This is a genomic window from Streptomyces djakartensis (assembly GCF_014651075.1).
In the GTDB taxonomy this organism is placed as follows: domain Bacteria; phylum Actinomycetota; class Actinomycetes; order Streptomycetales; family Streptomycetaceae; genus Streptomyces; species Streptomyces djakartensis.
The window spans coordinates 132873-159788 of the sequence record NZ_BMWE01000003.1; the positions used below are offsets into that span (position 1 = coordinate 132873).

Annotated in this window: 26 protein-coding genes and 1 tRNA gene; 13 read left to right on the forward strand and 14 right to left on the reverse strand. The window is 71.3% G+C overall.

The window, feature by feature from the left end:
- Nucleotides 1-75: 75 nt before the first annotated feature.
- Nucleotides 76-825 carry a molybdopterin-dependent oxidoreductase gene (locus tag IE212_RS06440; RefSeq protein WP_373301352.1) on the forward strand — a complete coding sequence of 250 codons (750 nt, stop codon included), beginning with the start codon at nucleotides 76-78 and terminating at the stop codon, nucleotides 823-825.
- Nucleotides 809-1423: a cytochrome b/b6 domain-containing protein gene (locus IE212_RS06445; protein ID WP_190196734.1), complete on the forward strand. Its 615-nt coding sequence runs from the start codon at nucleotides 809-811 to the stop codon at nucleotides 1421-1423. Before IE212_RS06440 ends, IE212_RS06445 begins: the two co-directional genes overlap by 17 nt.
- A gap of 323 nt (nucleotides 1424-1746) precedes the next feature.
- On the opposite strand, the gene IE212_RS06450 is transcribed toward IE212_RS06445, so the two are convergent.
- The 4 genes from IE212_RS06450 to IE212_RS06465 are packed head-to-tail and all read right to left on the reverse strand — an operon-like array spanning nucleotide 1747 to nucleotide 5537.
- Nucleotides 1747-2778, reverse strand: coding sequence for an L-idonate 5-dehydrogenase (locus IE212_RS06450; RefSeq protein WP_190196735.1), 1032 nt, complete (start codon nucleotides 2776-2778; stop codon nucleotides 1747-1749).
- 17 nt (nucleotides 2779-2795) lie between these two features.
- Nucleotides 2796-3560, reverse strand: coding sequence for an SDR family oxidoreductase (locus IE212_RS06455; protein ID WP_190196736.1), 765 nt, complete (start codon nucleotides 3558-3560; stop codon nucleotides 2796-2798).
- A gap of 10 nt (nucleotides 3561-3570) precedes the next feature.
- On the reverse strand, nucleotides 3571-4968 hold the full coding sequence (locus IE212_RS06460) for a GntT/GntP/DsdX family permease (protein WP_190196737.1): 1398 nt from the start codon (nucleotides 4966-4968) through the stop codon (nucleotides 3571-3573).
- Nucleotides 4969-5018: 50 nt separating this feature from the next.
- Nucleotides 5019-5537: a gluconokinase gene (locus IE212_RS06465; RefSeq protein ID WP_190196738.1), complete on the reverse strand. Its 519-nt coding sequence runs from the start codon at nucleotides 5535-5537 to the stop codon at nucleotides 5019-5021.
- A 138-nt stretch (nucleotides 5538-5675) separates the two neighbouring features.
- On the opposite strand from IE212_RS06465, the gene IE212_RS06470 reads away from it, so the two are divergent.
- Nucleotides 5676-6377, forward strand: coding sequence for a FadR/GntR family transcriptional regulator (locus IE212_RS06470; protein WP_190196739.1), 702 nt, complete (start codon nucleotides 5676-5678; stop codon nucleotides 6375-6377).
- A gap of 7 nt (nucleotides 6378-6384) precedes the next feature.
- Here the strand turns inward: IE212_RS06470 and IE212_RS06475 are convergent, their stop codons facing one another.
- Nucleotides 6385-6756, reverse strand: a complete 372-nt coding sequence (locus IE212_RS06475; protein WP_190196740.1) for a YchJ family protein — start codon at nucleotides 6754-6756, stop codon at nucleotides 6385-6387.
- A gap of 63 nt (nucleotides 6757-6819) precedes the next feature.
- Nucleotides 6820-6904: transfer RNA gene (locus IE212_RS06480), tRNA-Leu, on the reverse strand.
- A 195-nt stretch (nucleotides 6905-7099) separates the two neighbouring features.
- Here IE212_RS06480 and IE212_RS06485 point away from each other — a divergent pair.
- The 3 genes from IE212_RS06485 to IE212_RS06495 all read left to right on the forward strand — a co-directional run bounded on the left by IE212_RS06485 (nucleotide 7100) and on the right by IE212_RS06495 (nucleotide 9838).
- On the forward strand, nucleotides 7100-8425 hold the full coding sequence (locus IE212_RS06485; RefSeq protein WP_190196741.1) for a M20/M25/M40 family metallo-hydrolase: 1326 nt from the start codon (nucleotides 7100-7102) through the stop codon (nucleotides 8423-8425).
- 150 nt (nucleotides 8426-8575) lie between these two features.
- Nucleotides 8576-8809, forward strand: coding sequence for a chaplin ChpH (chpH, locus tag IE212_RS06490; RefSeq protein ID WP_190196742.1), 234 nt, complete (start codon nucleotides 8576-8578; stop codon nucleotides 8807-8809).
- A gap of 138 nt (nucleotides 8810-8947) precedes the next feature.
- Nucleotides 8948-9838: a chaplin gene (locus IE212_RS06495; RefSeq protein WP_190196743.1), complete on the forward strand. Its 891-nt coding sequence runs from the start codon at nucleotides 8948-8950 to the stop codon at nucleotides 9836-9838.
- Between the two features lie 73 nt (nucleotides 9839-9911).
- On the opposite strand, the gene IE212_RS06500 is transcribed toward IE212_RS06495, so the two are convergent.
- Nucleotides 9912-10100: a DUF5703 family protein gene (locus tag IE212_RS06500; protein WP_030244084.1), complete on the reverse strand. Its 189-nt coding sequence runs from the start codon at nucleotides 10098-10100 to the stop codon at nucleotides 9912-9914.
- A gap of 47 nt (nucleotides 10101-10147) precedes the next feature.
- On the opposite strand from IE212_RS06500, the gene IE212_RS06505 reads away from it, so the two are divergent.
- The gene (locus tag IE212_RS06505; protein ID WP_190196744.1) at nucleotides 10148-10855 is read left to right on the forward strand and encodes a hypothetical protein; all 708 of its coding nucleotides are present in this window, start codon (nucleotides 10148-10150) and stop codon (nucleotides 10853-10855) included.
- A gap of 68 nt (nucleotides 10856-10923) precedes the next feature.
- Here the strand turns inward: IE212_RS06505 and IE212_RS06510 are convergent, their stop codons facing one another.
- Both IE212_RS06510 and IE212_RS06515 read right to left on the reverse strand, forming a co-directional pair.
- Nucleotides 10924-13056 (reverse strand): helix-hairpin-helix domain-containing protein, encoded by a 2133-nt coding sequence (locus tag IE212_RS06510; protein WP_190196745.1) that lies wholly within the window; start codon nucleotides 13054-13056, stop codon nucleotides 10924-10926.
- Complete coding sequence (locus tag IE212_RS06515) at nucleotides 13053-14039, reverse strand: aldo/keto reductase (RefSeq protein ID WP_190196746.1); 987 nt, start codon at nucleotides 14037-14039, stop codon at nucleotides 13053-13055. The genes IE212_RS06510 and IE212_RS06515 overlap by 4 nt, the downstream gene beginning before the upstream one ends.
- A 611-nt stretch (nucleotides 14040-14650) precedes the next feature.
- Between IE212_RS06515 and IE212_RS06520 the strand changes: the two genes are divergently transcribed.
- Together IE212_RS06520 and IE212_RS06525 are read left to right on the forward strand one after the other, a co-directional pair.
- The gene (locus tag IE212_RS06520; protein ID WP_190196747.1) at nucleotides 14651-15706 is read left to right on the forward strand and encodes an LLM class F420-dependent oxidoreductase; all 1056 of its coding nucleotides are present in this window, start codon (nucleotides 14651-14653) and stop codon (nucleotides 15704-15706) included.
- A gap of 275 nt (nucleotides 15707-15981) precedes the next feature.
- Nucleotides 15982-16770 (forward strand): ferritin-like domain-containing protein, encoded by a 789-nt coding sequence (locus IE212_RS06525; RefSeq protein WP_190196748.1) that lies wholly within the window; start codon nucleotides 15982-15984, stop codon nucleotides 16768-16770.
- A 10-nt stretch (nucleotides 16771-16780) separates the two neighbouring features.
- On the opposite strand, the gene IE212_RS06530 is transcribed toward IE212_RS06525, so the two are convergent.
- The gene (locus tag IE212_RS06530; protein ID WP_190196749.1) at nucleotides 16781-17776 is read right to left on the reverse strand and encodes a magnesium and cobalt transport protein CorA; all 996 of its coding nucleotides are present in this window, start codon (nucleotides 17774-17776) and stop codon (nucleotides 16781-16783) included.
- A 61-nt stretch (nucleotides 17777-17837) separates the two neighbouring features.
- Between IE212_RS06530 and IE212_RS06535 the strand changes: the two genes are divergently transcribed.
- The 4 genes from IE212_RS06535 (at nucleotide 17838) to mshC (ending at nucleotide 21311) form a co-directional block, all read left to right on the forward strand.
- Nucleotides 17838-18524 (forward strand): histidine phosphatase family protein, encoded by a 687-nt coding sequence (locus tag IE212_RS06535; protein ID WP_190196750.1) that lies wholly within the window; start codon nucleotides 17838-17840, stop codon nucleotides 18522-18524.
- Between the two features lie 78 nt (nucleotides 18525-18602).
- Nucleotides 18603-19193 carry a DUF3090 domain-containing protein gene (locus IE212_RS06540; protein WP_190196751.1) on the forward strand — a complete coding sequence of 197 codons (591 nt, stop codon included), beginning with the start codon at nucleotides 18603-18605 and terminating at the stop codon, nucleotides 19191-19193.
- Complete coding sequence (locus IE212_RS06545) at nucleotides 19157-19987, forward strand: SCO1664 family protein (RefSeq protein WP_190196752.1); 831 nt, start codon at nucleotides 19157-19159, stop codon at nucleotides 19985-19987. The genes IE212_RS06540 and IE212_RS06545 overlap by 37 nt, the downstream gene beginning before the upstream one ends.
- Before the next feature lie 94 nt (nucleotides 19988-20081).
- The gene (gene mshC / locus IE212_RS06550; protein ID WP_190196753.1) at nucleotides 20082-21311 is read left to right on the forward strand and encodes a cysteine--1-D-myo-inosityl 2-amino-2-deoxy-alpha-D-glucopyranoside ligase; all 1230 of its coding nucleotides are present in this window, start codon (nucleotides 20082-20084) and stop codon (nucleotides 21309-21311) included.
- 466 nt (nucleotides 21312-21777) lie between these two features.
- Here the strand turns inward: mshC and IE212_RS06555 are convergent, their stop codons facing one another.
- The 4 genes from IE212_RS06555 to glpK all read right to left on the reverse strand — a co-directional run bounded on the left by IE212_RS06555 (nucleotide 21778) and on the right by glpK (nucleotide 26882).
- On the reverse strand, nucleotides 21778-22764 hold the full coding sequence (locus tag IE212_RS06555) for a PAC2 family protein (protein WP_030244055.1): 987 nt from the start codon (nucleotides 22762-22764) through the stop codon (nucleotides 21778-21780).
- Between the two features lie 160 nt (nucleotides 22765-22924).
- Entirely contained in the window at nucleotides 22925-23596 is a 672-nt protein-coding gene (locus IE212_RS06560) for a FadR/GntR family transcriptional regulator (protein WP_190196754.1), read from the reverse strand.
- 122 nt (nucleotides 23597-23718) lie between these two features.
- The gene (locus IE212_RS06565; RefSeq protein WP_190196755.1) at nucleotides 23719-25335 is read right to left on the reverse strand and encodes a glycerol-3-phosphate dehydrogenase/oxidase; all 1617 of its coding nucleotides are present in this window, start codon (nucleotides 25333-25335) and stop codon (nucleotides 23719-23721) included.
- 8 nt (nucleotides 25336-25343) lie between these two features.
- On the reverse strand, nucleotides 25344-26882 hold the full coding sequence (glpK, locus tag IE212_RS06570; RefSeq protein WP_190196756.1) for a glycerol kinase GlpK: 1539 nt from the start codon (nucleotides 26880-26882) through the stop codon (nucleotides 25344-25346).
- Between the last annotated feature and the right edge of the window lie 34 nt (nucleotides 26883-26916).

The window sequence follows — 26916 nt, forward strand, 5'->3', positions numbered from 1 at the left end:
GAGAAGTGGTTACGGAAGTCTGACGAGCACCCGCGATCCCTGTCCTACGGGGGTCGCGGGTGTTCGAATGAGAACGTGGACGAGGACGTGTACAAGGGTGTGAACGACACCGACCCCGAACAGCGGGGCACCCCGGTCGGCCGCCGCGTCTTCCTCGGCACGCTCGGCCTGGGCGCCCTCGGCGTGCTCGCGGCGCCCAAGCTGCAAAGCGGCCTGGAAGGCCTCCTCGGCGGCGCCGCCGACCAGGACCCCACCGGCCTGACCGGACTGCTCCCGAACGGCGGCGGCTTCCGCTACTACTCGGTGGCCTCCTCCGTCCCGCGCAAGAACGCCGACACCTACCGGCTGAAGGTCGACGGCCTGGTCGACCACCCCACGACCTACACCCTGGCCGACCTCAAGGCCCTCCCGCAGACCCGCATGGTCCGCGACGTCCAGTGCGTCACCGGCTGGCGCGTCCCCGACACGCCCTTCGAAGGCGTACGCCTGTCCCGCCTGCTGGACGCGGCAGGGGTCCGGCCCACCGCCAGGGCCATCCGCTTCACCTGCTTCGACGGCACGTACACCGAGAGCCTCACCCTCCGTCAGGCCCGCCGCGCGGACGTCCTGGTCGCCCTGCGCATGCAGGACAAGGACCTCGGCCACTCCCACGGCGGCCCCGTCCGCCTCTACGTGGCGCCCATGTACTTCTACAAGTCCGCCAAATGGCTCTCCGGCATCACCGTCACCGACGAGGTCCGGCCGGGCTACTGGGAGGAGCGCGGCTACGACGTCGACGCCTGGGTGGGCCGCTCGAACGGACGCGACGATGAGCCTACGAGCTGACACCACGGCCGGTGTCAGGCGCTTCAGCCGGACCGAGCGCTGGGTGCACCGCACGACCGCCGCCCTGATGGGCGTCTGCGTGCTGACCGCGGCCTGTCTCTACGTCCCCCAGCTCGCCGAACTCGTCGGCCGCCGGGCCCTGGTCGTCACCCTGCACGAGTGGGCCGGCCTCGCGCTGCCCGTCCCCGTCCTGGCCGGCCTCGCCTCCCGCGCCTTCCGCGCCGACCTCGGCCGCCTCAACCGCTTCGGCCCGCACGACCGGACCTGGCTGCGAGCCGCCCTGCACCGCGACAGACGCCACGAGTCCCGCCCGGCCGGCAAGTTCAACGCCGGCCAGAAGATCTACGCGGCCTGGATCGCCGGCGCCACCCTCGTCATGCTCGCCACCGGCCTGATGATGTGGTTCACCCACCTCACCCCCCTCGTCTGGCGGACCAGCGCGACCTTCGTCCACGACTGGCTGGCCCTCACCATCGGCATCGTCCTGGCCGGTCACATCGGCATGGCCCTGGCCGACCCGGAGGCCCGCAAGGGCATGCGCACGGGCGAGGTGAGCCGAGAGTGGGCGGACCGACAGCACTCGTTGTGGCGCCCGTAGCTCTCCCCCCAGGGGCGCGGGGAACTGCGCGACAAGCCACAACCCGCCCGCATCCGCCCAACGGCGACAATCCCTACGGCGCCGGGGCGAAACCCGACAGCACCTTGCAGGACCGGTAGGTGGGTGCACCACCTCAGGGGCGCGGGGAACTGCGCGACAAGCCACAACCCGCCCGCGCCCGCCCAACGGCGACAACCCCTACGGCGCCGGGGCGAAATCCAACAGCACCTCGCAGGACCCGTAGGTAGGTGCACCACCTCAGGGGCGCGGGGAACTGCGCGACAAGCCACAACCCGCCCGCATCCGCCCAACGGCGACAACCCCTACGGCGCCGGGGCGAAATCCAACAGCACCTTGCAGGACCGGCTTCGATCAGCCGCCAGCACGAACGCCGACTCGGCCTCCCGCACGGGAACCACCGCACTGACCAGCCCGTCGAACACCGGCTCCACCGACAGCAAGCCCAACGCCTCGTCAAACTCGGTATCGAACCGGAACGCCCCGCGCAGCTCGATCTCCCGGCTCACCACCAGGTTCCCCGCGAACGGACTCCGCCCCGGCGGCAACATCCCGAGCTGCACCACCACCCCACCGCGCCGCACCCGCCGCAGACACGCGTCGAGCCCCGCGGCCACCCCGGACGCCTCGATCGCGGCATCCACGTCATCGGGCCACCCGGCGTCGTCCGGATCGTCGGCCCGCACCCCCACGTCCGCCCCGGCGACCCGGGCGTACTCCAGCGCCTCCGGCACCAGATCCGTGACGGTCACACGCGAGGCCCCGGCCGCCTTCGCCGCCGCGACCACCAGACACCCGATGGGCCCGGCACCGGTCACCAGAACGTGACGACCTGCCACCTTCCCGGCCCGCCGCACCGCGTGCAGGGCGACGGCCAGCGGCTCGGCCAGCGCGGCCCGCCGCAGCCCAAGCCCCTCCGGCAGGGCCCGCAGCTGCTCACCCGGCACGACCACCCGATCCGCGAATCCCCCCTGCACATGCGGGAACCGCGCCGCACTGCCGAGATACCGCGTGTCCCCGCAGACGTTGCGCCGCCCGTCCCCGCACTCCGGGCACGCCCCGCACGGGCTCGCCGGATGCACGGCGACGGCCGTACCCGGAGCCGGACCCGAAGCACCGGGGCCGTACTCCACAACGGTCCCCACCACTTCGTGCCCCAGCACCATCGGCTCCCGGAGCCGGAAGTCACCGACCCCGCCGTGCCGCCAGTAGTGCAGATCGGATCCGCACACCCCGCCGTACCGGACGGCGACCAGCGCCTGACCCGGCCCGGGAGCCGGGACCGGCAACTCCGCGACCCGGAGATCACCCTGACCGTGGATCACACAACCCAGCATCACAGCCTCCCGGCCGGTCACAGCACGCTCGTCATGCCACCGTCGACGTACAGCACCTGCCCGCTGACGAAGTCCGCGGCGGGAGAGGCGAGGAACAGCACCCCGCCCACCAGGTCCCGCGTACGGCCCCAGCGCCCGGCCGGGGTGCGCCGCCGCACCCAGGCGCCGAACTCCTCGTCCTCGACGAGCGGCTGTGTCAGCTCGGTCTCGATGTAACCCGGGCCGAGCCCGTTGACCTGCACGCCGCTGGGACCCCAGTCCGCGCACATGCCCTTGGTGAGCATCTTCAGCGCGCCCTTGGTGGCGGCGTACGGCGCGATCCCGGGCCGTACCACCTCGCTCTGCAGCGAGCAGATGTTGATGATCTTGCCGTGGCCGCGTTCCGTCATCCGGCGCGCCGCCTCACGGCCGACCAGGAAGGCACTGGTCAGGTTGGTGTCCAGGATCCGGTGCCAGTCGGAGTCGGTGAACTCCAGCAGCGGTGCGCGCAGTTGCATGCCCGCGTTGTTGACGAGGATGTCGAGCGGGCCCACCCGCTCCTCGACGTCCGCGATGCCGTCCGCCACGGACGGCCCGTCGGTCACGTCGAAGGCCGCCGTGTGCACCGTGCCGCCGGGCAGTTCGGCGGCGGCCTCGGCGAGCCGGTCCTCGTCGCGTCCGTTCAGGACGACCGTGCAGCCGGCCTCCGCCAGACCACGGGCCAGGGCCAGTCCGATGCCCCGGCTGGAGCCGGTCACCAGGGCCGTACGGCCGCTGATGTCGAAGAGTGGGTGAGCCGTCATCGCGTCTCTCCTAGATCACCAGGGACAACAGCAGGACGATGCCGCCGGCGACCACCGAGATGATCGTCTCCATGACGGACCAGGTCTTGATGTTCTGTCCGACACTCAGCCCGAAGTACTCCTTCACCATCCAGAACCCGGCGTCGTTGACATGGCTGAAGAAGAGCGAGCCCGCGCCGATGGCCAGGACGAGGAGGGCCGCGTGCGTGGTCGACATGTCGGCCGCGAGCGGGGCGACCAGACCCGCCGCCGAGACCGTCGCCACCGTCGCCGAACCCGTCGCGAGCCGGATCGCCACCGCGATCAGCCAGGCCAGCAGCAGCGCGGGGATCGACCAGTCCTTCGAGATGTCCAGGACCATCCGGCCCACCCCGGTGTCGATCAGCGTCTGCTTGAAGCCGCCGCCCGCGCCGACGATCAGCAGGATGCCCGCGATCGGCGCGAGGCTCTTCTCGACGAGCGGCGACATCCGCTCCTTGGAGAACCCGGCGGGACGCAGCAGCGTGAAGATGCCGACCAGCACCGATGCGAGCAGCGCGATCATCGGGGCGCCGATCACGTCGAAGACGCGCTGGACCGGGTTCTCCGGGTCGTCGACGACGATGTCGACGAGCGCCTTGGCCAGCATGAGGATCACCGGCAGCAGGACAGTGAACAGAGTGGCGCCGAAGCCGGGGCGCTTCTCCAGGTCCTCCGACGCACGCTGCGGAATCATGCGCTCCGGGGCGGGGACGTCCACCCAGCGGGCCGCGTACTTCGAGAACACCGGACCGGCGATGATCACGGTGGGTATGGCGACCAGGACACCGAGGGCCAGCGTCACGCCGAGGTCGGCCCCGACCGCGTCGATCGCGACCAGCGGGCCGGGGTGCGGCGGCACCAGGCCGTGCATCACGGACAGGCCCGCGAGGGCCGGGATGCCGATCCGCATCAGCGAGTAGTTGCCGCGCTTGGCGACCATCAGCACCACGGGGATCAGCAGCACGATGCCGACCTCGAAGAACAGCGGCAGTCCGATCACGGAGGCGATCAGCACCATCGCCCAGGGCATCGACCGCCCGCCGGCCTTCGCGAGGATGGTGTCCACGATCTGGTCGGCGCCGCCGGAGTCGGCGAGCATCTTGCCGAGGATCGCACCGAGGGCGATCAGCACCCCGACGCCGGCGACCGTGGTGCCGAGGCCGGTGCTGAAACTGAGGAGCACCTTGTCCAGCGGCGCCCCGGCGATCGCGCCCAGCGCCAGCGACCCGATGGTCAGCGACAGGAAGGCGTGCAGCTTGAACTTGGTGATGAGCAGGACGATGACGGCGATGCCCGCCAGGACGGCGATGCCCAGCTGAGCGTGGCCGGCCGAGGTGATCGGCTCGGGTGCGTCCGCTGCCAGCATCTCGACGCTGAGTCTGGTCACGGGGTGGGTTCCCTTTGCGTTGGGGAGCGGGGGACGGGTCCCGCCAGGGGCTACTGCACGGGTTCGGGGAGGTCCTTAAGGGCGAGCGCGGCCCGCCGGGTGATCTCCTCCGGACTGCCCGAGACGTCCACCTCGGCCCCCGCCTCGTCCGCCTGAAGGGGCTGGAGCGTGGCGAACTGGGAGTCGAGCAGCGCCGTGGGCATGAAGTGCCCCTGCCGGTGCGACATCCGGTCCTCGATCAGCGCGCGGTCACCCGCGAGGTGCACGAAGACCACGCCGGGCGCGGCGGCCCGCAGCCGGTCGCGGTACGACCGCTTCAGCGCCGAGCAGCTGACCACCCCGCCGAGCCCGGCCCGCCGGTGCGCCCACGCGCCGATGGCGTCCAGCCAGGGCAGGCGGTCCTCGTCGGTGAGCGGCGTCCCGGCCGACATCTTGGCGATGTTGGCCTGCGGGTGGAAGTCGTCGCCCTCGGCGTACGGAACGCCGAGCCGGGCCGCGAGCAGCGGACCGATGGTGGTCTTGCCGGTGCCGGCGACGCCCATGACCACGACGACGTGGGGGGTGTTCATCGCTGCCTCACTGTCTGCTGTCCGAGGTCGACACGTGATGTCGACGCAACTGAAACCCATTAGATACGACTAATTCAAGAGGTGATGATGAATAAGTCTGACTTTTTGTCTCCGTGATCTACCCCGTACGCTGAGTGCATGACCACACCGGGCCGGGGGCTGCACGGCCATGTTCTGGAGACTCTCGGCCCCGAGATCACGGCGGGTGAGTACCCGCCGGGCAGTGTCCTGCGCACGGACGAACTCGCCCAGCGTTTCGACGTCTCACGCTCCGTGATGCGCGAGGCGGTCCGCGTCCTGGAGTCCATGCACCTGGTCGAGTCGCGCCGCCGCGTCGGCGTGACGGTGCGTCCGAAGTCGCAGTGGAACGTCTATGACCCGCAGGTCATCCGCTGGCGCCTGGCCGGCAAGGACCGCCCCGGGCAGCTGCGCTCCCTCACCCTGCTGCGCTCCGCCGTCGAACCGGTCGCGGCCGGCCTCGCCGCCCGGCACGCCACCGCCGAACAGTGCGCCGAACTCACCGAGTGCGCCCTCGGCATGGTCGCCAATTCACGCGGTCACAAGCTCGAGGCGTACCTCGTCCACGACGTCGCCTTCCACCGCGTCATCCTGGACGCCTCCGGCAACGAGATGTTCGCCCGCCTCGGCGATGTCGTCGCCGAGGTCCTGGCGGGCCGCACCCATCACGACGTGATGTTCGAGGACCCCGACCCGGCCGCCGTCACCCTGCACGTCCAGGTGGCCGAGGCCGTGCGCGCGGGCGACGCGGCCCGGGCGGAGGAGCTGACCCGCGAGATCACGGTCGGCGCCCTCCAGGAACTCGACATCCTGGCGCCGTGACGCCCGGCTAGGCCGGGAAGACCCCGTCGACGTAGACCCACGCCCCGTCCACCCGTTCGAACCGGCTCCGCTCGTGCAGCGACCCGCCCCGGTACGACGCCCGGAACTCCACGGTCCCGGTGGTGTGGAACGCGGTTCCGTCGCTCGTGTCCAGGATCTCCAGCCCCGTCCACCGCATCCCGGGATCGAGCTCAAGCCGCCCGGGCCGGGTCCGCGGATGCCACGTCCGCAGCAGGTAGGGGACGTCCCCCTTCACGAAGGCGCAGTACCGCGACCGCATCAGCGCCTCGGCGGTCGGGGCGGCGGTCCCGGCGTGATAGCGCCCGCAGCACGCCTCGTAGGCGCCGGGCAGTCCGCACGGGCAGGAACGGCTGGTCATGGTCACCCTTCCGCGACAACGCTTGAGGGCCGTGACCTCGCGGTCACGGCCCTCAGCCTCATGTGTCCGAGGGGGGACTTGAACCCCCACGCCCGATAAAGGGCACTAGCACCTCAAGCTAGCGCGTCTGCCATTCCGCCACCCGGACAAGGTGTCTGTCGCGCGGGTTCTCCCCGCGGCGACGACGTAAACATTACCAGGCTTTCAGGGGTGGCCGATCACCCCCCGGCCGCGCCGCGACCGGGCGTGAACGACGTGTGACGGGCCGGGAGCGCTCTTGGGGCGGGCGCCGCGGAGAGAGAGGATGAGGGGACCCACCAGCAGTGACAGCGGGAGGAAGCACGTGAGCGAGACGGACACGGCCAGGAGCGTCACCGGCGAGGACGAGGTCGTGGACCTCTGCCGCGAGCTGATCCAGATCGACACCAGCAACTACGGCGACCACTCGGGTCCGGGCGAGCGCAAGGCGGCCGAGTACGTCGCCGAGAAGCTCGCCGAGGTCGGGCTCGAACCGCGGATCTTCGAGTCCCACCCGGGGCGCGCCTCCACGGTGGCCCGGATCGAGGGCGAGGACCCCTCCCGGCCGGCGCTCCTCATCCACGGCCACACCGACGTCGTACCGGCCAACGCGGACGACTGGACCCACCACCCTTTCTCCGGCGAGATCGCCGACGGCTGCGTGTGGGGTCGCGGGGCCGTGGACATGAAGGACATGGACGCGATGACCCTCGCGGTCGTACGGGACCGGCTGCGCAGCGGCCGCAAGCCCCCGCGCGACATCGTCCTCGCCTTCCTCGCCGACGAGGAGGCCGGCGGCAAGTTCGGGGCCCGCTACCTGGTCGACAACCACCCCGACCTCTTCGAGGGCGTCACGGAGGCGATCAGCGAGGTGGGCGGATTCTCGTTCACCGTGAGCGAGCAGCGGCGGCTGTACCTCATCCAGACGGCCGAGAAGGGCATGCACTGGATGAAGCTCACCGTGGCCGGCACCGCCGGTCACGGGTCGATGATCCACCGGGACAACGCCATCACCGAGCTGTCGGAGGCCGTCGCGCGGCTGGGGCGGCACAAGTTCCCCGTGCGGGTCACAAAGACCACCCGTGCCTTCCTCGACGAGCTCGGTGACGCCTTCGGCATCGAGCTGGACCCGGAGGACATGGAATCGACCCTGGCCAGGCTCGGTGGCATCGCCAAGCTCATCGGCGCGACCCTGAGCAACACGGCCAACCCCACGCAGCTCGGTGCCGGGTACAAGGTCAACGTCATCCCCGGCGAGGCGACCGCCCACGTCGACGGCCGGTTCCTGCCCGGGTTCGAGGACGAGTTCCTCGCCGACCTCGACCGCATCCTCGGCCCGAAGGTGCGGCGTGAGGACGTCCACGCCGACAAGGCCGTCGAGACCACCTTCGACGGCAAGCTCGTGGAGGCGATGCAGTCCTCGCTGCTGGCCGAGGACCCGACCGCCAAGGCGATCCCCTACATGCTCTCCGGCGGGACGGACGCGAAGTCCTTCGACGACCTGGGCATCCGGGGCTTCGGCTTCGCGCCGCTGAAGCTGCCGCCGGAGCTGGACTTCGCCGGCATGTTCCACGGCGTGGACGAGCGGGTGCCGGTCGACGGCCTGAAGTTCGGCGTGCGGGTGCTCGACCGGTTCATCGACGCGTCCTGAATCGGCACGGGGAAAACACCGTTATTCGGTCGGGCGTGCGAGATCGACTGGGAAGGGTGAATGCGACCATAAGCTCGTAGCCTCATTACTCCCTCCTCGTTACATCTCATGCGATCGCAAGATGGGTCGCTTTGCCAACTAGGAGGAATAATGATCAAGAAGGTCGTCGCTGCTGCGGCTGCCACCGGTGGGCTGGTTCTCGCGAGCGCGGGCATGGCCGTTGCCGACTCGGGTGCTCAGGGTGCCGCGGTGAACTCCCCGGGTGTCGTGTCCGGCAACGTCATTCAGGTGCCCGTGCACGTTCCGGTGAACGCCTGTGGCAACACGGTCTCCGTGATCGGGCTGCTGAACCCCACCTTCGGCAACACCTGCATCAACAAGTGATTCCCCCTCTTTGAGGGGAGTTCCAAGCCATCGGTCCCGGAGTGCCCGCCATGCGCTCCGGGACCGAATGCTTCTTTTGCGGAATTCGAGACGAATTCGAGAAGAATTCCAGACAGGGTCGAAGGCAGGTACTCAGCAATGCGACAGGTCACCCGCAAGGGCCTGATGACCGTGGCGGCCGCGACCGGCGTGATCGCCGCCGCGGGCGGATCGGCGCACGCCGACTCGGGCGCACACGGCGCCGGATCGGGCTCACCCGGCGTGCTGTCCGGCAACACGGTGCAGGCGCCGGTGCACGCGCCGGTCAACGTCTGCGGCAACACGGTCAACGTGATCGGGCTTCTCAATCCGTCGGTCGGCAACTCGTGTGCGAACAAGGGGGGCGGATCGTCGTCGGGAGCACACGGCGGACACGGCGGCTCGCACGCCGACGGACACGCCACCGACTCGCCCGGCGTCGGCTCGGGCAACCACGTCCAGGCTCCGGTCCATGTGCCGGTGAACGTCTGCGGCAACAGCGTCGACATCATCGGCGCAGGCAACGCCGCCACGGGCAACGGCTGCGGAAACGGCGGTTCCGGCGGACACCACACCAACCCGCCCGGGGGCGGCCACGAGAACCCGGGGCAGCCGGGCAGCCCCGGTAACCCGGGCAACCCCGGTAACCCGGGTAACCCCGGTAACCCCGGTAACCCGGGCAATCCGGGTGGCCCTGGCGGCTCCGGAAACCCGGGTGATCCCGGCAGCCCTGGTAACCCGGGCGGTCCCGGAAACCCGGGCGGCCCCGGCAACCCTGACGAGCCGGGTCAGCCCGGCGCCCCCGGTACGCCGCCCGCCACCGGCGGTGAGACGCCGGGCGGTTCGCCGGACGGGAACAAGCCGGGCGGCCAGTTCGTCACCGAGCCCAAGGGCGACGCCCAGCTCGCGAGCACCGGCAGCGACCTGCCGCTCGGGATCGCCCTGCCGGCCGGCGCCGGCGCGCTGCTGGCGGGCGCGATCCTCTACCGCAAGGCGCGCGCCTCGGCCTGATCCCCGGGAAACGGAGGGGGCCCCGCCGTAGCGGGGCCCGCTCTGTGTGTGATCCTCCCGTGCGCCTCTCAGCTCACCACGTGGCCCGCACCTGGCGGATGATCCGCCGACGCAACCGCACCCTGCGGCTGCCGTCGCGGAGCAGGCTCAGGCGGTACAACTCCCAGTGTCCGTACTCGGCATGGTCCGTCAGCAGACGTGCCGTTTCCTTGCGGGAGACCCCGCGAGGTACGTACACGTCGACAAATTCGTATTCCGGCATCGCATCTATTGTGCGGGCTGGGCCCTGGTACGGATAGCGTCTGCACTATGTCTGATGCTGCGCAGCCCACCGCTGCCGAGGTACGCGCCGCCGCCGAGGCGGTCAAGACCGCGCTCGACCGCCACCTGGCCGCGGTCGAACGCAGGTCGGGAGAGGACGACCCGGCCGTCTACGAGGCGTTCAACCAGCTGGCCGCGGCCGCAGAGGTGTACGACGAACTGCTCTACGACCGATACGACGAGGTGACACCCTTCGAGATCCCCGGTGCGGAGGACGCGCTGCCTCCGTACAACGGGCCCGAGGAACCGAACGCGCTGAGCGTGCTGATCCGCCGCGACTACGCGGTGGCGGAGCCACAGCGGCTGCTGGCGCAGGCGGAACGGATCGAGGCCGCGGAAGGCGAGGACGGCCCGGCCGCCTCCGGGACGATCCACGGCGCGCTCGGACTCCTCTTCGGCGAGTTCGAACCCGACGAGATCGCCTCCCGGCACAAGGAGTTCGGGCTCGAGGAGGGCGACTCCACGCTCTGGGTGACAGCGGCGGACGAACCCGCCGAGCCCGGTGAGTGGCTTCAGGCGCCGTTCGAGCAGGTCGATCCGCAGCAGGTGGTCTGCCGCTTCGACGTGAGCGCCGTCTTCGACGACGAGATCGACGACGACGCCGACGATGACGACGAGACCGAGGACACGGACGACTTCGACAGCGACCTCGACGAGGACGAGGACCTGGAGCCACTGGACGTGGACAGCCGCTGAGCCGGTGCGTCAGCCACCATGTGGGGGGTGGTCGCAGGGCCCGGCCCGGTGACCACCCCCCACGTCATTCACCCACCCATCTGCGGGGCGAGCAGCACGGGAAGGCGGGTCGTCCGGGGCTTCGCCGGAACCTCGGCCACGGCCTTCGGCAGCGCCTGCTCCACGCCATGCACCACGGACAGATGGCGGTCGGCCCGCCCGAACGCCGTGTACACCCACGGCCGGCTGAGGGCCTGCGCAGCGTCACCGGGCAGCACCACGACCACCGCGGGCCAGCGGCTCCCCACGGCCTGGTGCGCGGTCAGCGCCCACCCGTGCCGCACGGACTGCTCCACCCGCTCCCTCGGTACGAGGACGGCCTCGCCCTCGCACGACAGGTGCAGCCCCTCGGCGTCCGCCTTCACCACACGGCCCGGCAGCACCCGCCCGGGAACGGGGGAGTGGACGACCCGGTCACCGGGGTCGAAGCCGCCGAAGCGGCCCGGGCCCGGATTGAGCCGCTCCTTCAACGCCGCGTTGAGCGCACGCGTACCGGCGGCGCCGCCGTGCCCCGGTGTGATCACCTGCGTCTGCTCGGCCGGAACACCGATCGCCCGCGGCACCGAGTCCACGACGAGCTGCACCGTCCGGTGAACGGCCTCACCGGCGTCCCGCACCGGCACGATCACGACCTCCCTGCCGGGGGCCTCGACCTGGTTCAGCTCGCCGACGCCGATACCGGAGACCAGCTCGCCCAGCGGCCCGGGGTCCGGCCGCCGTGAGGCGATCTGCGGGCAGATCCGCACCGCGAGCAGATCCGCGAACACCCGCCCAGGGCCCACGGACCACAGCACCCCCGGGTCCCCGGCCAGCACCAGCCTCGCCCCGTCCGGCAGCGACTCCGCCAGCAGAGCCGCCGTCTCGACGTCCAGCTGCGGTGCGTCGAGCACGACGAGCAGATCGAGATCCAGCGCCCCGTCGGCATCCCGTCCGGGACCTTCCAGGCCGGAGAGCAGCCCTGCCACGGTGGCGACGGGGGAGTGGGCGGTGGGGGACACCTCGGGCCCACCGGACCGCCCCAGCAGGGCCGCGAAGCGGTTGCGGCCGATCGGGGCGTAGGCGGCCGCCCAGGCACGCAGCCCGAGGGAGCGCGCCGCGTGCAGCAGCGCCGCCGGCTCGGCCAGCGACGCCTCCGAGCCGGTGTGCAGGACCAGCCCGTGAGCGGCGACCGCTCGGATCAGCTCACCCGCCGACCCCTGCGCGGAGGCGGCGGCCCGCTCCCACTCCTCGGTGGGCCCGTCCTGCTTGGGCGCGGAGTTGGCCAGCCGGGCCAGACCGTCGGCGAGGCTCTCCTCAGCGAGTGCGTACCGCTCCAGCCCGACCAGCACACGGACGGGGCGCTCCTCGTCCTCCGCGCCCTCCTCCTCGGCCCGGGCCGGCGCCGCACCGGACTCCTCCAAGGCGTCCTGGAAGACCAGCGCCTCGCCTTCCGCGATCGTGTCCTGCACAGCGCGGTCCGGGTCCGGCACGCCCCGCTGGGCCAGGGCGGTCACGAGCGCCGGCAGCTCCAGGGCGGTGTGCCCGGCCAGTGCGGCCTGCTCCAGGAGCCAGACGGTGACGGCCCGGCCGCGCCGATCGTCGTCCGGCCCGCAGCCGGCGCCCAGCAGCGTCCGCGCGAACCCGTCGGCCTGCTCGGGTCGCACGCCGGCGATCCGCAGCAACTGCCAGGGATCAGCACGCAGCTGGTCGTCCGCGTCCTCGCCGAGGACCGCGGCCACCTGCGGCGCGAGCGTCTCCGGCGCACCCCCCTCGCCGAGCAACGCCCGCACGGCCCGCACCGCTTCCGGCGCGGGGGCCGCCGACGCGGCGACGGTCTCGGCGGCCACCGGCTGCGGCCGCCGCACCGCAGGCTCCGGTGCGGAGCGCCGGGGGCCCGGCTCGGGCTCCGTGAACACCGCGGCCGCCGGCTTCTCGCCGCTCTCCACGGCCCGTACGGCCGCCAGCAGATCGGCGGCCTTGCCGCTCAGCTTCCCGCCGCTCTCGATCGGCCCCTGCTTCTCCGCCTTCCGCTGTTCGATGCGCTCCCGCTCGGCCTGCTGAGCCCGCAGCTCGGCCTCTGCCTCGGACACCTGACCGGCGCCGGGAGCGTCCCCCTCGGTGCCCGCACCACCGGTCGGTGTCCCCGGCTCGGCGTCGCCCGTGGTCTCCGGCTCCGTGCTCACAGCGTGCTCCAGTCGTGATCGGGATAGCGGTGCACAGGCGCCGACACGTCGTCGAGCGCCCGGCAGATCTCGTCAGGAAGACTAAGGGTCTCCACTGACAATGCCGCCGCGAGCTGCTGCGCGTTGCGCGCGCCGACGACGGGCGCGGCCACGCCCGGCCGGTCGCGGACCCACGCCAGCGCCACCTGGAGCGGTGTCACCGCGAGACCGTCGGCCGCGGTCGCCACGGCGTCCACGATGCGGCTCGCCGTGTCGTCGAGGTACGGCGCGACGAACGGTGCGAGGTGTTCCGAGGCACCGCGCGAGTCCGGTGGCATCTCGTCGCCCCGGTACTTGCCCGTCAGCACGCCACGCCCGAGCGGTGAGGACGGCAGCAGTCCGATGCCGAGGTCCAGCGCGGCCGGCAGCACCTCCCTTTCGGCGCCGCGCTGGAGCAGCGAGTACTCCAGTTGCGTACCGGCCAGCCGGGTCCGGGTGCCGGGGGCCGCCAGCTGCCAGGTCGCGGCCTTGGCCAGTTGCCAGCCGCAGAAGTTGGAGACGGCGGCGTAGCGGGCCCGGCCGCTGGCGACCGCGAGGTCCAGGGCGTGCAGGGTCTCCTCCAGCGGCGTGTCCGGGTCGAAGGCGTGCACGTGCCAGAGGTCGACGTAGTCGGTGCCGAGCCGGGAGAGCGAGGCGTCCAGCGCGGAGAGCAGGTGGCCGCGGGAGGCGTCGAAGCGGCGGTCGGGGTCCGGCACGCTGCCGGCCTTGGTCGAGATGACCAGGTCCCGGCGGGGCACCAGGCCGTCCATGAGCCTGCCGATCAGATACTCGGCCTCTCCGTCGCCGTACACGTCCGCGGTGTCGACGAGGGTCCCGCCCGCTTCCCAGAACGTCTTCATCAGGTCCGCCGCGTCATGCTCGTCGGTATCCCGTCCCCAGGTCAGGGTGCCGAGCCCGATCCGGGACACACGCAGGCCGGTGCGGCCGAGATGCCTCTGCTCCATGAACGCCGAGATTACTGGCCAGAGCCTTTCGTGTGAGGGGCCGTGCACGACGACTGTGCCCGGTGCTTCCCCAAGCTCTCGGCTTCGCTCGAGCGGGGGGACCCTCATCGCCCATGGCGGCACGACTGCCCGCAGCGGCGGCGGCCGGTTCCAGGTACCCGGCGTCGGTGCTGGGGGCGGGTGGGTGCGGAGCCCGGCGTTGCGAGGTGCTGGGCGTTGGTGCGAGGGGCGGGGCGTTGCGCAACTCGGCGCGACGAGGTGCCGCTGCGCCCACCCGTGCCGCCCCAGCGGCACGACTGCCCGCAGCTAGGACGGCCCGCAGCTAGGACGGCCGGCAGCTAGGACGGCCGGCAGCTAGGACGGCCCGCAGCTAGGACGGCCGGCAGCTAGGACGGCCCGCAGCCGCGCACGCACGGAAGGGGACGTGTCGGGGGGTGTCCGCCCGCAGCGGTTGGCGCGTCAACGGACAGTCACTCGTCATCCGACTCCATCGCGCCGTTCCGAGGACGGACACCCCCCGACGCGGCCCCGACCCACCCCATGCCGCAGGCGCAGCCCCCGCGCTATGGTCTCCGCACAAGGCACGTTACTGATCGGTAAGGGGATACGGCATGCAGCTCGGTATCAACCTCGGCTACTGGGGTGCCGGAATGGACGCGGACAATCTGGCCGTCGCCCAGGAGGCCGACCGGCTCGGATACGCCGTCTGCTGGGCCGCCGAGGCCTACGGTTCCGACGCCGCCACCGTCCTGAGCTGGGTCGCCGCCCAGACCGAACGGATCGACGTCGGCTCCGCCATCTTCCAGATCCCGGCCCGTCAGCCCGCCATGACCGCCATGACGGCTGCCACCCTCGACTCCCTCTCCGGCGGCCGCTTCCGCCTCGGCCTCGGCGTCTCCGGCCCGCAGGTCTCCGAGGGCTGGTACGGGGTCAGGTTCGACAAGCCACTCGCCCGCACCCGCGAGTACGTCGAGATCGTCCGCAGGGCCATGACCCGCGAGCGGCTCACCTACGAGGGCGAGCACTGGACCCTCCCCCTCCCGGGCGGCCCGGGCAAGCCCATCAAGCTGACCGTGCACCCGCAGCGCGAGCACATCCCCCTGTACATCGCCGCGATCGGGCCCAAGAACCTCGAGCAGACGGGCGAGATCGCCGACGGCGCACTGCTGATCTTCCCCTCCGCCGACCACCTAGAGGACACCGCGATCAAGTACCTGCGGGCCGGCCGCGAGAAGGCCGGCAAGACCCTCGACGGCTTCGACGTCTGCCCGACCCTGCCCCTCGCCGTCGGCGACGACAAGGACGTGACGTCGCTCGCCGACACGTTCCGTCCCTACACCGCGCTGTACGTCGGCGGCATGGGCAGCGCCAAGCAGAACTTCTACAACCAGCTCGCGCAGCGCATGGGGTACGAGAAGGAGGCCGCCGAGATCCAGCAGAAGTACCTGTCCGGGGACAAGCAGGGCGCCGCCGCCGCGATCCCGCACGACCTCATCGACAAGACCACCCTGCTGGGCTCCGTGGACCGGATCGCCGATCGGATGAAGGCCTATGCCGCCGCCGGGGTCACCACCCTCAGCCTGGCGCCGGCCGGTTTCACGCTGGAGGAACGGCTCACGTCCCTGCGGGCCGGCAGCGAGGCCCTGGAGCGCGCGGGACTCGCGTAGGTTTCTGCGGCCGTGGTGGGGGCTCGGGGGTCATCCCCGCCACGGCCGTCACGCGGAACAACGCTCCGTACCCCCCGGCGGTTACGCCCGTGCCGTCCCGGACAGGCCCGGCCCGGCCCGGCCCCGCCCCGCCGCGTCCTCCATTCGGCGGAGTCCTCCCCCGCACCTGTTGCAGCCCCTGCCGCCCCGCACTTGACTCGTTGTCTGCGGAATCCTGCGGATCGGATCCTGCGGAGTCACGCGGCACGCGCACGCGCGCGGGAGAGGTGCTCACGATGCTTTCGGCCAAGAGTCTGTTCCAGGAGATCCTCGCCAACGACGATTCCTTCGCCCTGTTCTGCTCCATCGCCGCGAGCGGCGAGTCCCAAGGCGGCTGGGAGAACGCCCGGATCGCAGCCCTCGTCCCGGAGAGCGAACGCGAACTCGCCCCCAAGATCACCCGGCACGGTGCCGACGAGGACAAGCACGGCCGGATCTTCAACGCCCTGATGAAGAAGCGCGGCCTGGAACCGGTCCCGGTCCCGCCGGAGACCGACTACACCATGCTGCTGGAGAAGCACGGCATCGGCCTCGCCCACGAGCAGCTGAAGCGGGACCAGCGGCTCACGGTCCAGGACATCGTCACGTATCTCTCGCACAGCAGGGTCACCGAGCAACGTGCCTCCGAGCAGATGGACCTGCTGCGCAAGCACTTCGCGGACCACCCCGACATCGGCCGCGCGGTCAAGCAGATCTCCAACGACGAGGACAACCACCTCGCGTACTGCCACGAGGAACTGCTCCGCTTCGCCTACGCGGGCCACGGCCGGGCCATCCAGCGGACCCTGCGCGAGTGCGCGCTGGCCGAGATCCGGATCTACCGGGACGTCAGCCTCGCGGTCATGGCGAACATGGGCCGCATCCTCGGCTGGTCCAAGGCCAAGTCGGCCGTGCTCGCGGCGGGCATCCACGCGATGTACGCCTACGAACGGCTGGGCGGCTGGCGCCGGATGGTGTCGCTGAAGACGCCCGAGCGCCGCAACGCCCTCGGCGGCCCGGCCCCAGCGGAACCCGAGTTCGTCTAGCCGGGCCGCCTCACAACCACCCCCGTCGCTTGAACAGCCGGAACACCAGAACCTCCAGCACGGCCATCAGCACGATCAGCGCCGGATAGGACCACACCCAGCGCAGCTCGGGCATGTGCTCGAAGTTCATGCCGTAGATCCCCGCGAACATCGTGGGGATCGCGGCCATGGCAGCCCACGCGGAGATCTTCCGCATGTCGTCGTTCTGCCGGACACTCATCTGCGCCAGGTGGGCCGAGAGGATGTCGGACACCAGCCGGTCCAGGTTCTCCACGGACTCGTTGACGCGCGTGAGGTGGTCGCTGACGTCCCGGAAGAAGGGCCGGGCCCGGTCGTCCAGGAACGGGACCGCCACGCCGTACGGAGCCGTGCCCGCCAGCCGGCTCATCGGCAGGGCCAGCGGCCCGGTCGCCCGGCGGAACTCCAGGACCTGCCGTTTGAAGGTGTAGATCCGGGAGGCGGTGTTCCCCGATCCGCCGGTGTCCGGTGAGAAGACCTCCGCCTCCAGCTCCTCCAGGTCGGTCTGCAACTCGGTCGCCACGTCCAGGTAGTGGTCGACGGCGGCGTCGGCGACCGCGTACAGCACGGCGGTGGGGCCGTTGCCCAGCAGTTCCGGTTCCTGCTCCAGACGGCGCCGCACGGCCTTGAGCGGGGCGCCCTCGCCGTGCCGGACCGTCACCACGAACGAGTCACCGAGGAAGACCATGATCTCGCCGGAGGAGACGGTGTCGCTCTGCGGCTCGTACGTCACCGGCTTGAGCACCACGAACAGCGAGTCGTCGTACACCTCAAGCTTCGGCCGCTGATGCGCCTTGAGGGCGTCCTCGACGGCCAGCGGGTGCAGGCCGAACTCCTGGGTGACGTGGTCGAACTCGCGCTCCGTGGGCTCATGCAGCCCGACCCACACGAAACCGCCCGCAGCGCGGGCCTCACCCAGGGCGTCGGAGAAGTCCTCGGGCCCTTCCGACCGGTGTCCGTCGCGGTAGATGGCACAGTCGACGATCACGAAGCGAGTCTCCCGTCACTCGAACGACACGGCACGCGTGCGTGCGCCTACGCTGGACCGCATGCCCACGCTGATCCTGGTCAGGCACGGACGCTCCACCGCCAACACCGAGGGACTGCTCGCCGGCTGGACGCCCGGTGTCGCCCTCGACGGACGCGGCGCCGCGCAGGCCGCCGCGCTGCCCGGCCGCCTGGCCGAACTGCCCCTCGCCGAGATCGTCACCAGCCCGCTCCAGCGCTGCCAGGAGACGATCCGGCCCCTTCTGGACGCCCGGCCGGAGCTGACCCCGCACACCGACGAGCGCATCGGCGAGTGCCACTACGGCGACTGGTCCGGACGCAAGCTCGACGAGCTCAAGGACGAGCCCCTGATGGAGGTGGTGCAGGCGCACCCGTCCGCGGCGGCGTTCCCCGGCGGGGAGTCCATGCGGGCGATGCAGACGCGCGCCGCCGAGGCCGTACGCGAGTGGAACGCGCGCGTGGAGCGCGACCACGGCGCCGACGCCGTCTACCTCATGTGCTCGCACGGCGACATCATCAAGTCGCTCGTCGCGGACGCCCTCGGACTTCATCTGGACCTCTTCCAGCGGATTTCTGTTGAACCGTGTTCCATCACCGCGATCCGCTACACCCGGCTGCGGCCCTTTCTCGTCCGCCTCGGCGACACCGGGAACCTCACGTCCCTCGTGCCGCGCGAGGAACCGCCGGGCGACCAAGCCCAAGTCGGTGGTGGTGCGGGCGCACCGTGATCGTCGGCCGCAGTAGGGTGAAGCGGTCGCAGCAGTGCCGTGGTCACACGGTTCCCACGATTCCAATGGAGACAGGACGTGTCCCGTCAGGTGTTCCTCTACGACCATCCGGAGCGTTTCGTGGCCGGTACGGTCGGGCTGCCCGGGCGTCGTTCGTTCTTCCTCCAGGCCACAGCCGGCACCCGGGTGACCAGCGTGGCCCTGGAGAAGACCCAGGTCGCAGCGCTCGCCGAACGCATGGACGAACTGCTCGACGAGGTCGTACGCCGTAGTGGAGGCAGCGCCTCCGTACCTGCCGTCGCGCCGTCGGAGATCACCGACACCGACCCGCTGCAAACCCCCGTCGAGGAGGAGTTCCGGGTCGGCACGATGGCACTCGCCTGGGACGGCGACGAACAGCTCATGATCGTCGAGGCGCAGGCGCTCGTCGAACTCGACGCCGAATCCGAGGAGGATCTCGCCGAGGCCGAGGAACGGCTGCTCCAGGACGAGGAGAACGGGCCCCCGATGCTGCGGGTCCGGCTCACCGGCGCGCAGGCCAGGGCCTTCGCCAAGCGCGCCCTCGACGTCGTCAACGCGGGGCGGCCGCCGTGCCCGCTGTGCAGCCTCCCGCTCGACCCGGAAGGACACGTATGTCCGCGCCAGAACGGATACCGCCGCGGAGCGTGACACCTCCCCCGGACACCGCCCGGCTGCTCGCCCGGGGCGAACTCACCGTGCGCGGACGCATCCGTGAGGCGTCCAACGCGGCCCTGTACTGCACCGTGTCCTACGACGGCCGGGAGGCGGCCTGCGTCTACAAGCCGATCGCCGGGGAGCGGCCCCTGTGGGACTTCCCCGACGGGACGCTCGCCCAGCGCGAGGTCGCCGCGTACGAGGTCTCCGAGGCGACCGGCTGGGGGCTCGTACCGCCCACCGTGCTGCGTGACGGACCGTACGGCGAGGGCATGTGCCAGCTGTGGGTCGAGGCGGCGCCGGAGGCGGAACTCCTGGCGCTGGTCGACCGGGAGGAACCCGGGCCGGGCTGGAAGGCGATCGGCTTCGCCGAGGTCGGCGAGGGACGCACCGCGCTGCTGGTGCACGCGGACGACGAGCGGCTGCGGCGGCTCGCGGTGCTCGACGCCGTGCTCAACAACGCCGACCGCAAGGGCGGGCACCTGCTGCCCACCGGCGAGGGGCGGCTGTACGGGATCGACCACGGGGTCACCTTCAACGTCGAGAACAAGCTGCGGACCCTGTTGTGGGGATGGGCGGGGGAGCCGCTCACCTCCGAGGCGGCCGACGTCCTCGAGGACCTCAGGACGAACCTGGCCGAGGGCGGGGCCCTCGCCGCCCGGCTCGAACCGCTGATCACCGGCGCCGAGATCGAGGCCACGCGCGCGCGGGTCGGCGCGCTGCTCGCCTCGGGGAAGCATCCGGAGCCGAGCGGGGAGTGGCCGGCGATCCCCTGGCCACCCGTGTAGCAGCACGACCGGCGGTTTCCCGCAAGAGCGCCTTCTCGGCCGTCCGGGCCGCTCCCATTCGTATATGGAACTTCAGTCCGGTTAGGCTCATGGCATGCATGCCTGGCCCGCTTCCGAGGTCCCCGCCCTGCCTGGTCAGGGCCGCGACCTGAGGATCCACGACACCGCGACCGGCGGCCTCGTCACCCTCGACCCCGGTCCCGTCGCCCGTATCTACGTCTGCGGCATCACCCCGTACGACGCCACCCACATGGGACACGCGGCGACGTACAACGCGTTCGACCTCGTGCAGCGCGTGTGGCTCGACACCAAGCGGCAGGTTCACTACGTCCAGAACGTCACCGACGTCGACGACCCGCTCCTGGAACGCGCACAGCGCGACGGCCTCGACTGGGCCGCGCTCGCGGAGCGGGAGACGGCCCTCTTCCGCGAGGACATGACGGCCCTGCGGATGCTGCCGCCGCAGCAGTACATAGGCGCCGTCGAGGCCATACCCGGGATCGTGCCGCTCGTCGAGCGACTGCGTGACCTGGGCGCGGCGTACGAGCTCGACGGGGACGTCTACTTCTCCGTCGAGTCCGACCCGCACTTCGGCAAGGTCTCGAACCTGGACGCCGCCGCGATGCGGCTGCTGTCCGCCGAGCGCGGCGGCGACCCGGACCGGCCGGGCAAGAAGAACCCGCTCGACCCGATGCTGTGGATGGCGGCCCGCGAGGGCGAGCCCAGCTGGGACGGCGGATCGCTCGGACGCGGGCGGCCCGGCTGGCACATCGAGTGTGTGGCCATCGCCCTCGACCACCTCGGCATGGGCTTCGACATCCAGGGCGGCGGCTCCGACCTCGCCTTCCCGCACCACGAGATGGGCGCCTCCCACGCCCAGGCCCTCACCGGTGAGTTCCCCATGGCCAAGGCGTATGTGCACGCCGGCATGGTCGGCCTCGACGGCGAGAAGATGTCCAAGTCCAAGGGCAACCTGGTCTTCGTCTCCAAGCTCCGGCACGACGGCGTCGACCCGGCCGCCATCCGGCTCGCCCTGCTCGCCCACCACTACCGTGCCGACTGGGAGTGGACCGACCAGGTCCTGGCGGACGCCGTGGCGCGGCTGGGCCGCTGGCGGGCCGCCGTGTCCCGGCCCGACGGGCCATCGGCCCAGGCGCTCGTGGAGGAGATCCGCGAGGCTCTGGCCGACGACCTGGACGCGCCGGCCGCGCTCACCGCGGTCGACCGCTGGGCCGCGCTGCAGGAGGAGACCGGCGGCACGGACATCAGCGCGCCCGGGGTGGTCTCCCGGGCGGTGGACGCGCTGCTCGGCGTCGCGCTGTAGCCGCGATCAAGCCGGAGGCGCCCGGGCGGCATCGGCGCCGCCCGGGCGTCCTGCGCGTGCGCGTGCCGCGGGGTGGGGGGGCGGGGACGTGTCGGGGGGTGTCCGTCCTCGGAACGGCGCGATGGAGTCGGATGCCGAGTGACTGTCCGTTGACGCGCCAACCGCTGCGGGCGGACACCCCCCGACACGTCCCCTTCCGTACGTACGCGGCTGCCCGCCGTCCTAGCTGCGGGCAGTCGTGGCCGTCCTAGCTGCGGGCAGTCGTGCCGCTTGGGCGGCACGGGTGGGCGCAGCGGCACCTCGTCGCGCCGAGTTGCGCAACGCCCCGCCCCCAGCACCCACGCCGGGTACCTGGAACCGGGCGCAGGCCGCCGCCGCTGCGGGCTGCGCAACGCCTACCCCCCCAGCACCGACGTCGCGGCGTCGCGCCGACCAGGGCACCCGACAGTGAGGCCGCCCCCCGGGCTCAGTCCTCCGACGACTCCTCGTCATCGGCGCCGCCGGCCTTCGGCGGCTTCGGCGGGCGCGTACGGCCGCTGGGGTTGTCCCTGAGGTACGACGTGCTGTCGCTGCCGTCCGCTGTCGCGTGTCCGCCGGAAGCCGGCGGTCCGCCGCCGTCCCGGCGGCGCAGGTAGCGCTCGAACTCGCGGGCGATCGCCTCGCCCGACGCCTCCGGCAGCTCGGCCGTGTCCCGGGCCTCCTCCAGTGACTGGACGTACTCGGCGACCTCGCTGTCCTCGGCGGCCAGCTGGTCCACGCCGACCTGCCAGGCCCGCGCGTCCTCGGGCAGCTCGCCCAGCGGGATGCGCACGTCGATCAGGTCCTCCAGCCGGTTCAGAAGGGCCAGCGTGGCCTTCGGGTTCGGCGGCTGGGACACGTAGTGCGGCACCGCCGCCCACAGCGACACGGCCGGCACGCCCGCGTGCGTGCACGCCTCCTGGAGGACTCCGACGATGCCCGTGGGGCCCTCGTACTTGGTCTCCTCCAGGTCCATGCGGCGGGCCAGGTCCGGGTCGGACGTCGTCCCGCTGATCGGCACCGGACGGGTGTGCGGGGTGTCGCCGAGCAGGGCGCCCAGGACGACCACCAGCTCCACGCCCAGTTCGTGCGCGAAGCCGAGGAGTTCGTTGCAGAACGAGCGCCACCGCATCGACGGTTCGATACCCCGGACCAGGACCAGGTCGCGTGGCTTCTCACCACCGACCCGGACCACCGACAACCTTGTCGTCGGCCATGTGATCTTGCGGACGCCCGCTTCCATGAACACCGTGGGGCGGTTCACCTGGAAGTCGTAGTAGTCCTCGGCGTCCAGCGCCGCGAACACCTCGCCCTTCCACTCCCTGTCGAGATGCGCGACCGCGGTGGAGGCGGCGTCGCCGGCATCGTTCCAGCCCTCGAACGCGGCCACCATGACCGGGTCGATCAGCTCGGGAACCCCCTCGAGCTCGATCACCCAGTGCCTCCTTCCGACGTGCCCTCGCTTGACCACCCAACCTTACGGCGTGCCAAGGGGGCGCCCGCAGCCCCCTTGCAGGGGGAGTGACCCCATGACTGCCCCGTGATACGTCCCTGAACACCCCGTAATCATCCGAGCAGTAGGTGAGAGCCTCTGGTCACAGCGTGGAGCGCAGCCACTGCTCCACGCTCGCGATGTGCACCGTCGCCCACGAGCGCGCCGCCTCGGCGTCCCGGTCCCGCAGCGCGGCGAGGATCGCCCGGTGCTCGCGCAGGGTGCGGCCGACGGCGTCCTCCTGGGTGAGGCCGCGCCAGACCCGGGCCCGGGTGGTGGGACCCGACAGGCCGTCGAGCAGCGAGCACAGCACGGAGTTGCCCGAGCTCCGCACGATGCCCCGGTGGAACTCCAGGTCGCAGGCGACGAGGTCCTCCACGGACGGGGCGTCACCGAGCTTGTCCAGCTGGGCCGTGAGCGCGTCCAGCTGCTGCTCGCTGATGCGCAGCGCCGCCATGGCCGTCGCGGCCGGTTCCAGGATGCGGCGTACGGCCAGGAACTCCAGGACCGTGTCGTCGCGGTGGAAGTCGACGACGAAGCTCAGCGCCTCGAGCAGGAGCTGCGGGTCGAGGCTGGTGACGTACGTGCCGTCGCCCTGCCGGACGTCCAGGATGCGGATGAGTGCCAGCGCCCGCACGGCCTCCCGCAGGGAGTTGCGGGACAGCCCGAGGCCGGCGGCGAGTTCGCTCTCCTTGGGCAGCCGGTCGCCCGGCCGCAGCGCGCCGGAGACGATCATGCCTTTGATCTTCTCGATCGCCTCGTCGGTGACTGCCATGGCGGGCTCCCTGTCGCTCAAGACCTCCGACGTATCAGGCCATTATGCGGGGTCGGCAGCCCGGAAGGGGCGGCTCCGTCGGCGTGGAGCCGCCCCTTCCGTGATCGGGAACCCCCCGGGGTCTACTTCTTGTCGAGAAGGTCCTGGACCCTGGCGCGGACGTCGTCCGTCGCGAGGCCGCGGATCGTCAGCGTCGTCCGGCGGCGCAGCACGTCGTCCTGCGTCTCGGCCCACTCGTGGTCCCGGGCCCAGACGACCTGCGCCCAGATCTCCGGGGCGTCCGGGTGGACGCGCTCGGCGAGCTCGGGGCTCTCGTTGGCCAGGCGGGCGATGTCGAAGGCCAGCGAGCCGTAGTGGGTGGCCAGGTGCCTGGCGGTGTCGGCGGCCATGCGCGGGCCGGGTGCCGGGCGGTCGGTCAGCAGCCGGTGGGCGACCGCGCGCGGGTTGGCTATGCCGGGCAGCGGAAGCTTCTTCGGCAGCGAGCTGATGGGCTCGAAGTCGTCACCCAGGGGGTGGCCCGGCAGGGCCTGAAGCTTCTGCATGACCGTACGGCCGATGTGGCGGAAGGTGGTCCACTTGCCGCCCGCGACGGACAGCATGCCGCCCTTGCCCTCGGTGACGACGGTCTCGCGCTTGGCCTTGGCGGTGTCGCCGGGGCCGCCCGGCAGCACCCGCAGGCCCGCGAAGGAGTAGGTGATGAGGTCGCGGCTGAGCTGCTGGTCGCGGACCGAGAAGGCGGCCTCGTCGAGGATCTGGGATATGTCCTGCTCGGTGACCGCGACGTCCGCCGGGTCGCCCTCGAACTCCTCGTCCGTGGTGCCGAGCAGCAGCATGTCCTCCCAGGGGAGGGCGAACGTGATGCGGTACTTGTCGATGGGCGTGGCGAGCGCGGCCTTCCACGGGGAGGTGCGCTTCAGGACCAGGTGCGCGCCCTTCGACAGGCGGATGGACGGCGCCGCGTTCGGGTCCTCCATCCTGCGCAGGTGGTCGACCCACGGGCCGGTCGCGTTCAGCACCAGCCGGGCGTTGACGCCGAACTCGTCTCCGGACAGGCGGTCCTTCAGCTCGGCACCGGTGACCCGGCCCTGCGTGAAGCGCATGCCCGTCACCTCGGCGTGGTTCAGGACGACCGCGCCCGCCTCGACGGCCGCGCGGACCGTCATCAGCGCCATGCGCGCGTCGTTCATCTGGTCGTCGCCGTACACGGCCACGGCCTTGAGGTTCTCGGTGCGCAGCTCGGGCACGTCCTGCGCCGCCTTGGCCGGCGAGAGCAGGTGCCCGACGCCGTCACCGAACGCGGAGAGCGCGGAGTAGGCGAAGACACCCGCCCCGAGCTTCGCCGCGCCGTGCGGCCCGCCCTTGTAGACGGGGAGGTAGAACGTGAGCGGGTTCGCCAGGTGGGGTGCCACCTGGCGGGAGACCGCACGGCGCTCGAAGTGGTTCTCCGCCACCAGCTTCACCGCGCCGGTCTGCAGGTAGCGCAGGCCGCCGTGGAGCAGCTTGGAGGAGGCGGAGGAGGTGGCGCCGGCGAAGTCGCCGGCGTCGACCAGAGCCACCCTGAGGCCGGACTGCGCGGCGTGCCAGGCGGTGGAGATGCCCAGGATGCCGCCGCCGATCACGAGAAGGTCGTACGACGCCTTGGAGAGCTGCTCCCTGGTCTCGGCCCGGCTCGGGTTCGAGCCGGAGGCCGGGTGCGTCCCCAGGGCAGGCACGGACTGCAGGGTGGACTGACTGGTCATGCTGTTTCTTACTCCTCGTCCTCGAGCCAGCCCATGGTCCGCTCGACGGCCTTGAGCCAGTTCTTGTACTCACGGGCGCGGGTGTCCGCGTCCATGCGGGGGGTCCACTCGGCGGCCCGGCGCCAGTTGGCGCGCAGGTCGTCGGTGCTGTTCCAGAAGCCGACGGCGAGACCGGCGGCGTAGGCGGCGCCGAGGCAGGTGGTCTCGGCGACCATCGGGCGCACCACGGGGGCGTCCACGAAGTCGGCGAGGGTCTGCATCAGCAGGTTGTTGGAGGTCATGCCGCCGTCGACCTTGAGGGCGGCCAGTTCGACGCCGGAGTCCTTCGTCATGGCGTCGGCGATCTCCCGGGTCTGCCAGGCGGTCGCCTCCAGGACGGCACGGGCCAGGTGCGCCTTGGTGACGTACCGGGTCAGGCCGGCGATCACACCGCGGGCGTCGGAGCGCCAGTACGGGGCGAACAGGCCGGAGAAGGCCGGCACGAAGTAGGCGCCGCCGTTGTCCTCCACCGACAGCGCGAGCGTCTCGATCTCGGCGGCCGTGGAGATCAGGCCCATCTGGTCGCGCATCCACTGCACCAGCGAGCCGGTGACGGCGATCGAGCCCTCCAGGGCGTAGACCGTGTCCTGGTCGCCGATCTTGTAGCCGACGGTGGTCAGCAGGCCGCTGTACGAGTTGATGATCTTGTCGCCGGTGTTCATCACCATGAAGGTGCCGGTGCCGTACGTCGACTTGGTCTCGCCCTCGGAGAAGCAGGTCTGGCCGAACAGGGCCGCCTGCTGGTCGCCGAGCGCCGAGGCGACCGGGATGCCGCCGAGCAGGTCGCCCAGCTTGCCGCCCTTGATCTCGCCGTAGACCTCCGCGGAGGACCGGATCTCGGGCAGGACCTGCTGCGGGACGCCGATGGACTCGCAGATCTTCTCGTCCCACTGCATGGTGTGCAGGTTCATGAGCATGGTGCGGGAGGCGTTGGTGACGTCGGTGACGTGCCGGCCGCCGTCGACACCGCCGGTCAGGTTCCAGATGACCCAGGTGTCCATCGTGCCGAAAAGAATGTCTCCCGCCTCGGCGCGCTCCTTCAGCCCGTCGACGTTGTCGAGCAGCCAGCGGGCCTTCGGGCCGGCGAAGTAGGAGGCGAGCGGCAGGCCCGTCTCGCGGCGGAAGCGGTCCTGGCCCACATTGCGGCCCAGCTCGCGGCAGAGGGCGTCGGTGCGGGTGTCCTGCCAGACGATGGCGTTGTGGACGGGCTCGCCGGTGTTCCTGTCCCACAGCACGGTCGTCTCGCGCTGGTTGGTGATGCCGATGGCCTTGATGTCGTCACGGGTGATGCCGGCCTTCTGGACGGCTCCGGCGACGACCTCCTGGACGTTCGTCCAGATCTCGTTGGCGTCGTGCTCGACCCAGCCCGGCTTCGGGAAGATCTGCTCGTGCTCCTTCTGGTCGACGGAGACGATCCGGCCGTCCCGGTCGAAGACGATGCAGCGGCTGGAGGTGGTGCCCTGGTCGATGGCTGCGATGAAGGGGCCGGCGGTGTGCGCGTCGGTCACTGTGTGCTCCTGGAAATTCCGTGTTTATGGGGCT

Coding starts and splice junctions, on each gene's coding strand:
- chpH (WP_190196742.1), top strand. CDS start 8,576: ATGATCAAGAAGGTCGTCGCTGCTGCGGCTGCCACCGGTGGGCTGGTT.
- IE212_RS06450 (WP_190196735.1), bottom strand. CDS start 2,778: ATGCTGGGTTGTGTGATCCACGGTCAGGGTGATCTCCGGGTCGCGGAG.
- IE212_RS06535 (WP_190196750.1), top strand. CDS start 17,838: ATGCCCACGCTGATCCTGGTCAGGCACGGACGCTCCACCGCCAACACC.
- IE212_RS06525 (WP_190196748.1), top strand. CDS start 15,982: ATGCTTTCGGCCAAGAGTCTGTTCCAGGAGATCCTCGCCAACGACGAT.
- IE212_RS06455 (WP_190196736.1), bottom strand. CDS start 3,560: ATGACGGCTCACCCACTCTTCGACATCAGCGGCCGTACGGCCCTGGTG.
- IE212_RS06545 (WP_190196752.1), top strand. CDS start 19,157: ATGTCCGCGCCAGAACGGATACCGCCGCGGAGCGTGACACCTCCCCCG.
- IE212_RS06500 (WP_030244084.1), bottom strand. CDS start 10,100: ATGCCGGAATACGAATTTGTCGACGTGTACGTACCTCGCGGGGTCTCC.
- IE212_RS06560 (WP_190196754.1), bottom strand. CDS start 23,596: ATGGCAGTCACCGACGAGGCGATCGAGAAGATCAAAGGCATGATCGTC.
- IE212_RS06520 (WP_190196747.1), top strand. CDS start 14,651: ATGCAGCTCGGTATCAACCTCGGCTACTGGGGTGCCGGAATGGACGCG.
- IE212_RS06495 (WP_190196743.1), top strand. CDS start 8,948: ATGCGACAGGTCACCCGCAAGGGCCTGATGACCGTGGCGGCCGCGACC.
- mshC (WP_190196753.1), top strand. CDS start 20,082: ATGCATGCCTGGCCCGCTTCCGAGGTCCCCGCCCTGCCTGGTCAGGGC.
- IE212_RS06565 (WP_190196755.1), bottom strand. CDS start 25,335: ATGACCAGTCAGTCCACCCTGCAGTCCGTGCCTGCCCTGGGGACGCAC.
- IE212_RS06470 (WP_190196739.1), top strand. CDS start 5,676: ATGACCACACCGGGCCGGGGGCTGCACGGCCATGTTCTGGAGACTCTC.
- IE212_RS06515 (WP_190196746.1), bottom strand. CDS start 14,039: ATGGAGCAGAGGCATCTCGGCCGCACCGGCCTGCGTGTGTCCCGGATC.
- IE212_RS06465 (WP_190196738.1), bottom strand. CDS start 5,537: ATGAACACCCCCCACGTCGTCGTGGTCATGGGCGTCGCCGGCACCGGC.
- IE212_RS06505 (WP_190196744.1), top strand. CDS start 10,148: ATGTCTGATGCTGCGCAGCCCACCGCTGCCGAGGTACGCGCCGCCGCC.
- IE212_RS06445 (WP_190196734.1), top strand. CDS start 809: ATGAGCCTACGAGCTGACACCACGGCCGGTGTCAGGCGCTTCAGCCGG.
- IE212_RS06475 (WP_190196740.1), bottom strand. CDS start 6,756: ATGACCAGCCGTTCCTGCCCGTGCGGACTGCCCGGCGCCTACGAGGCG.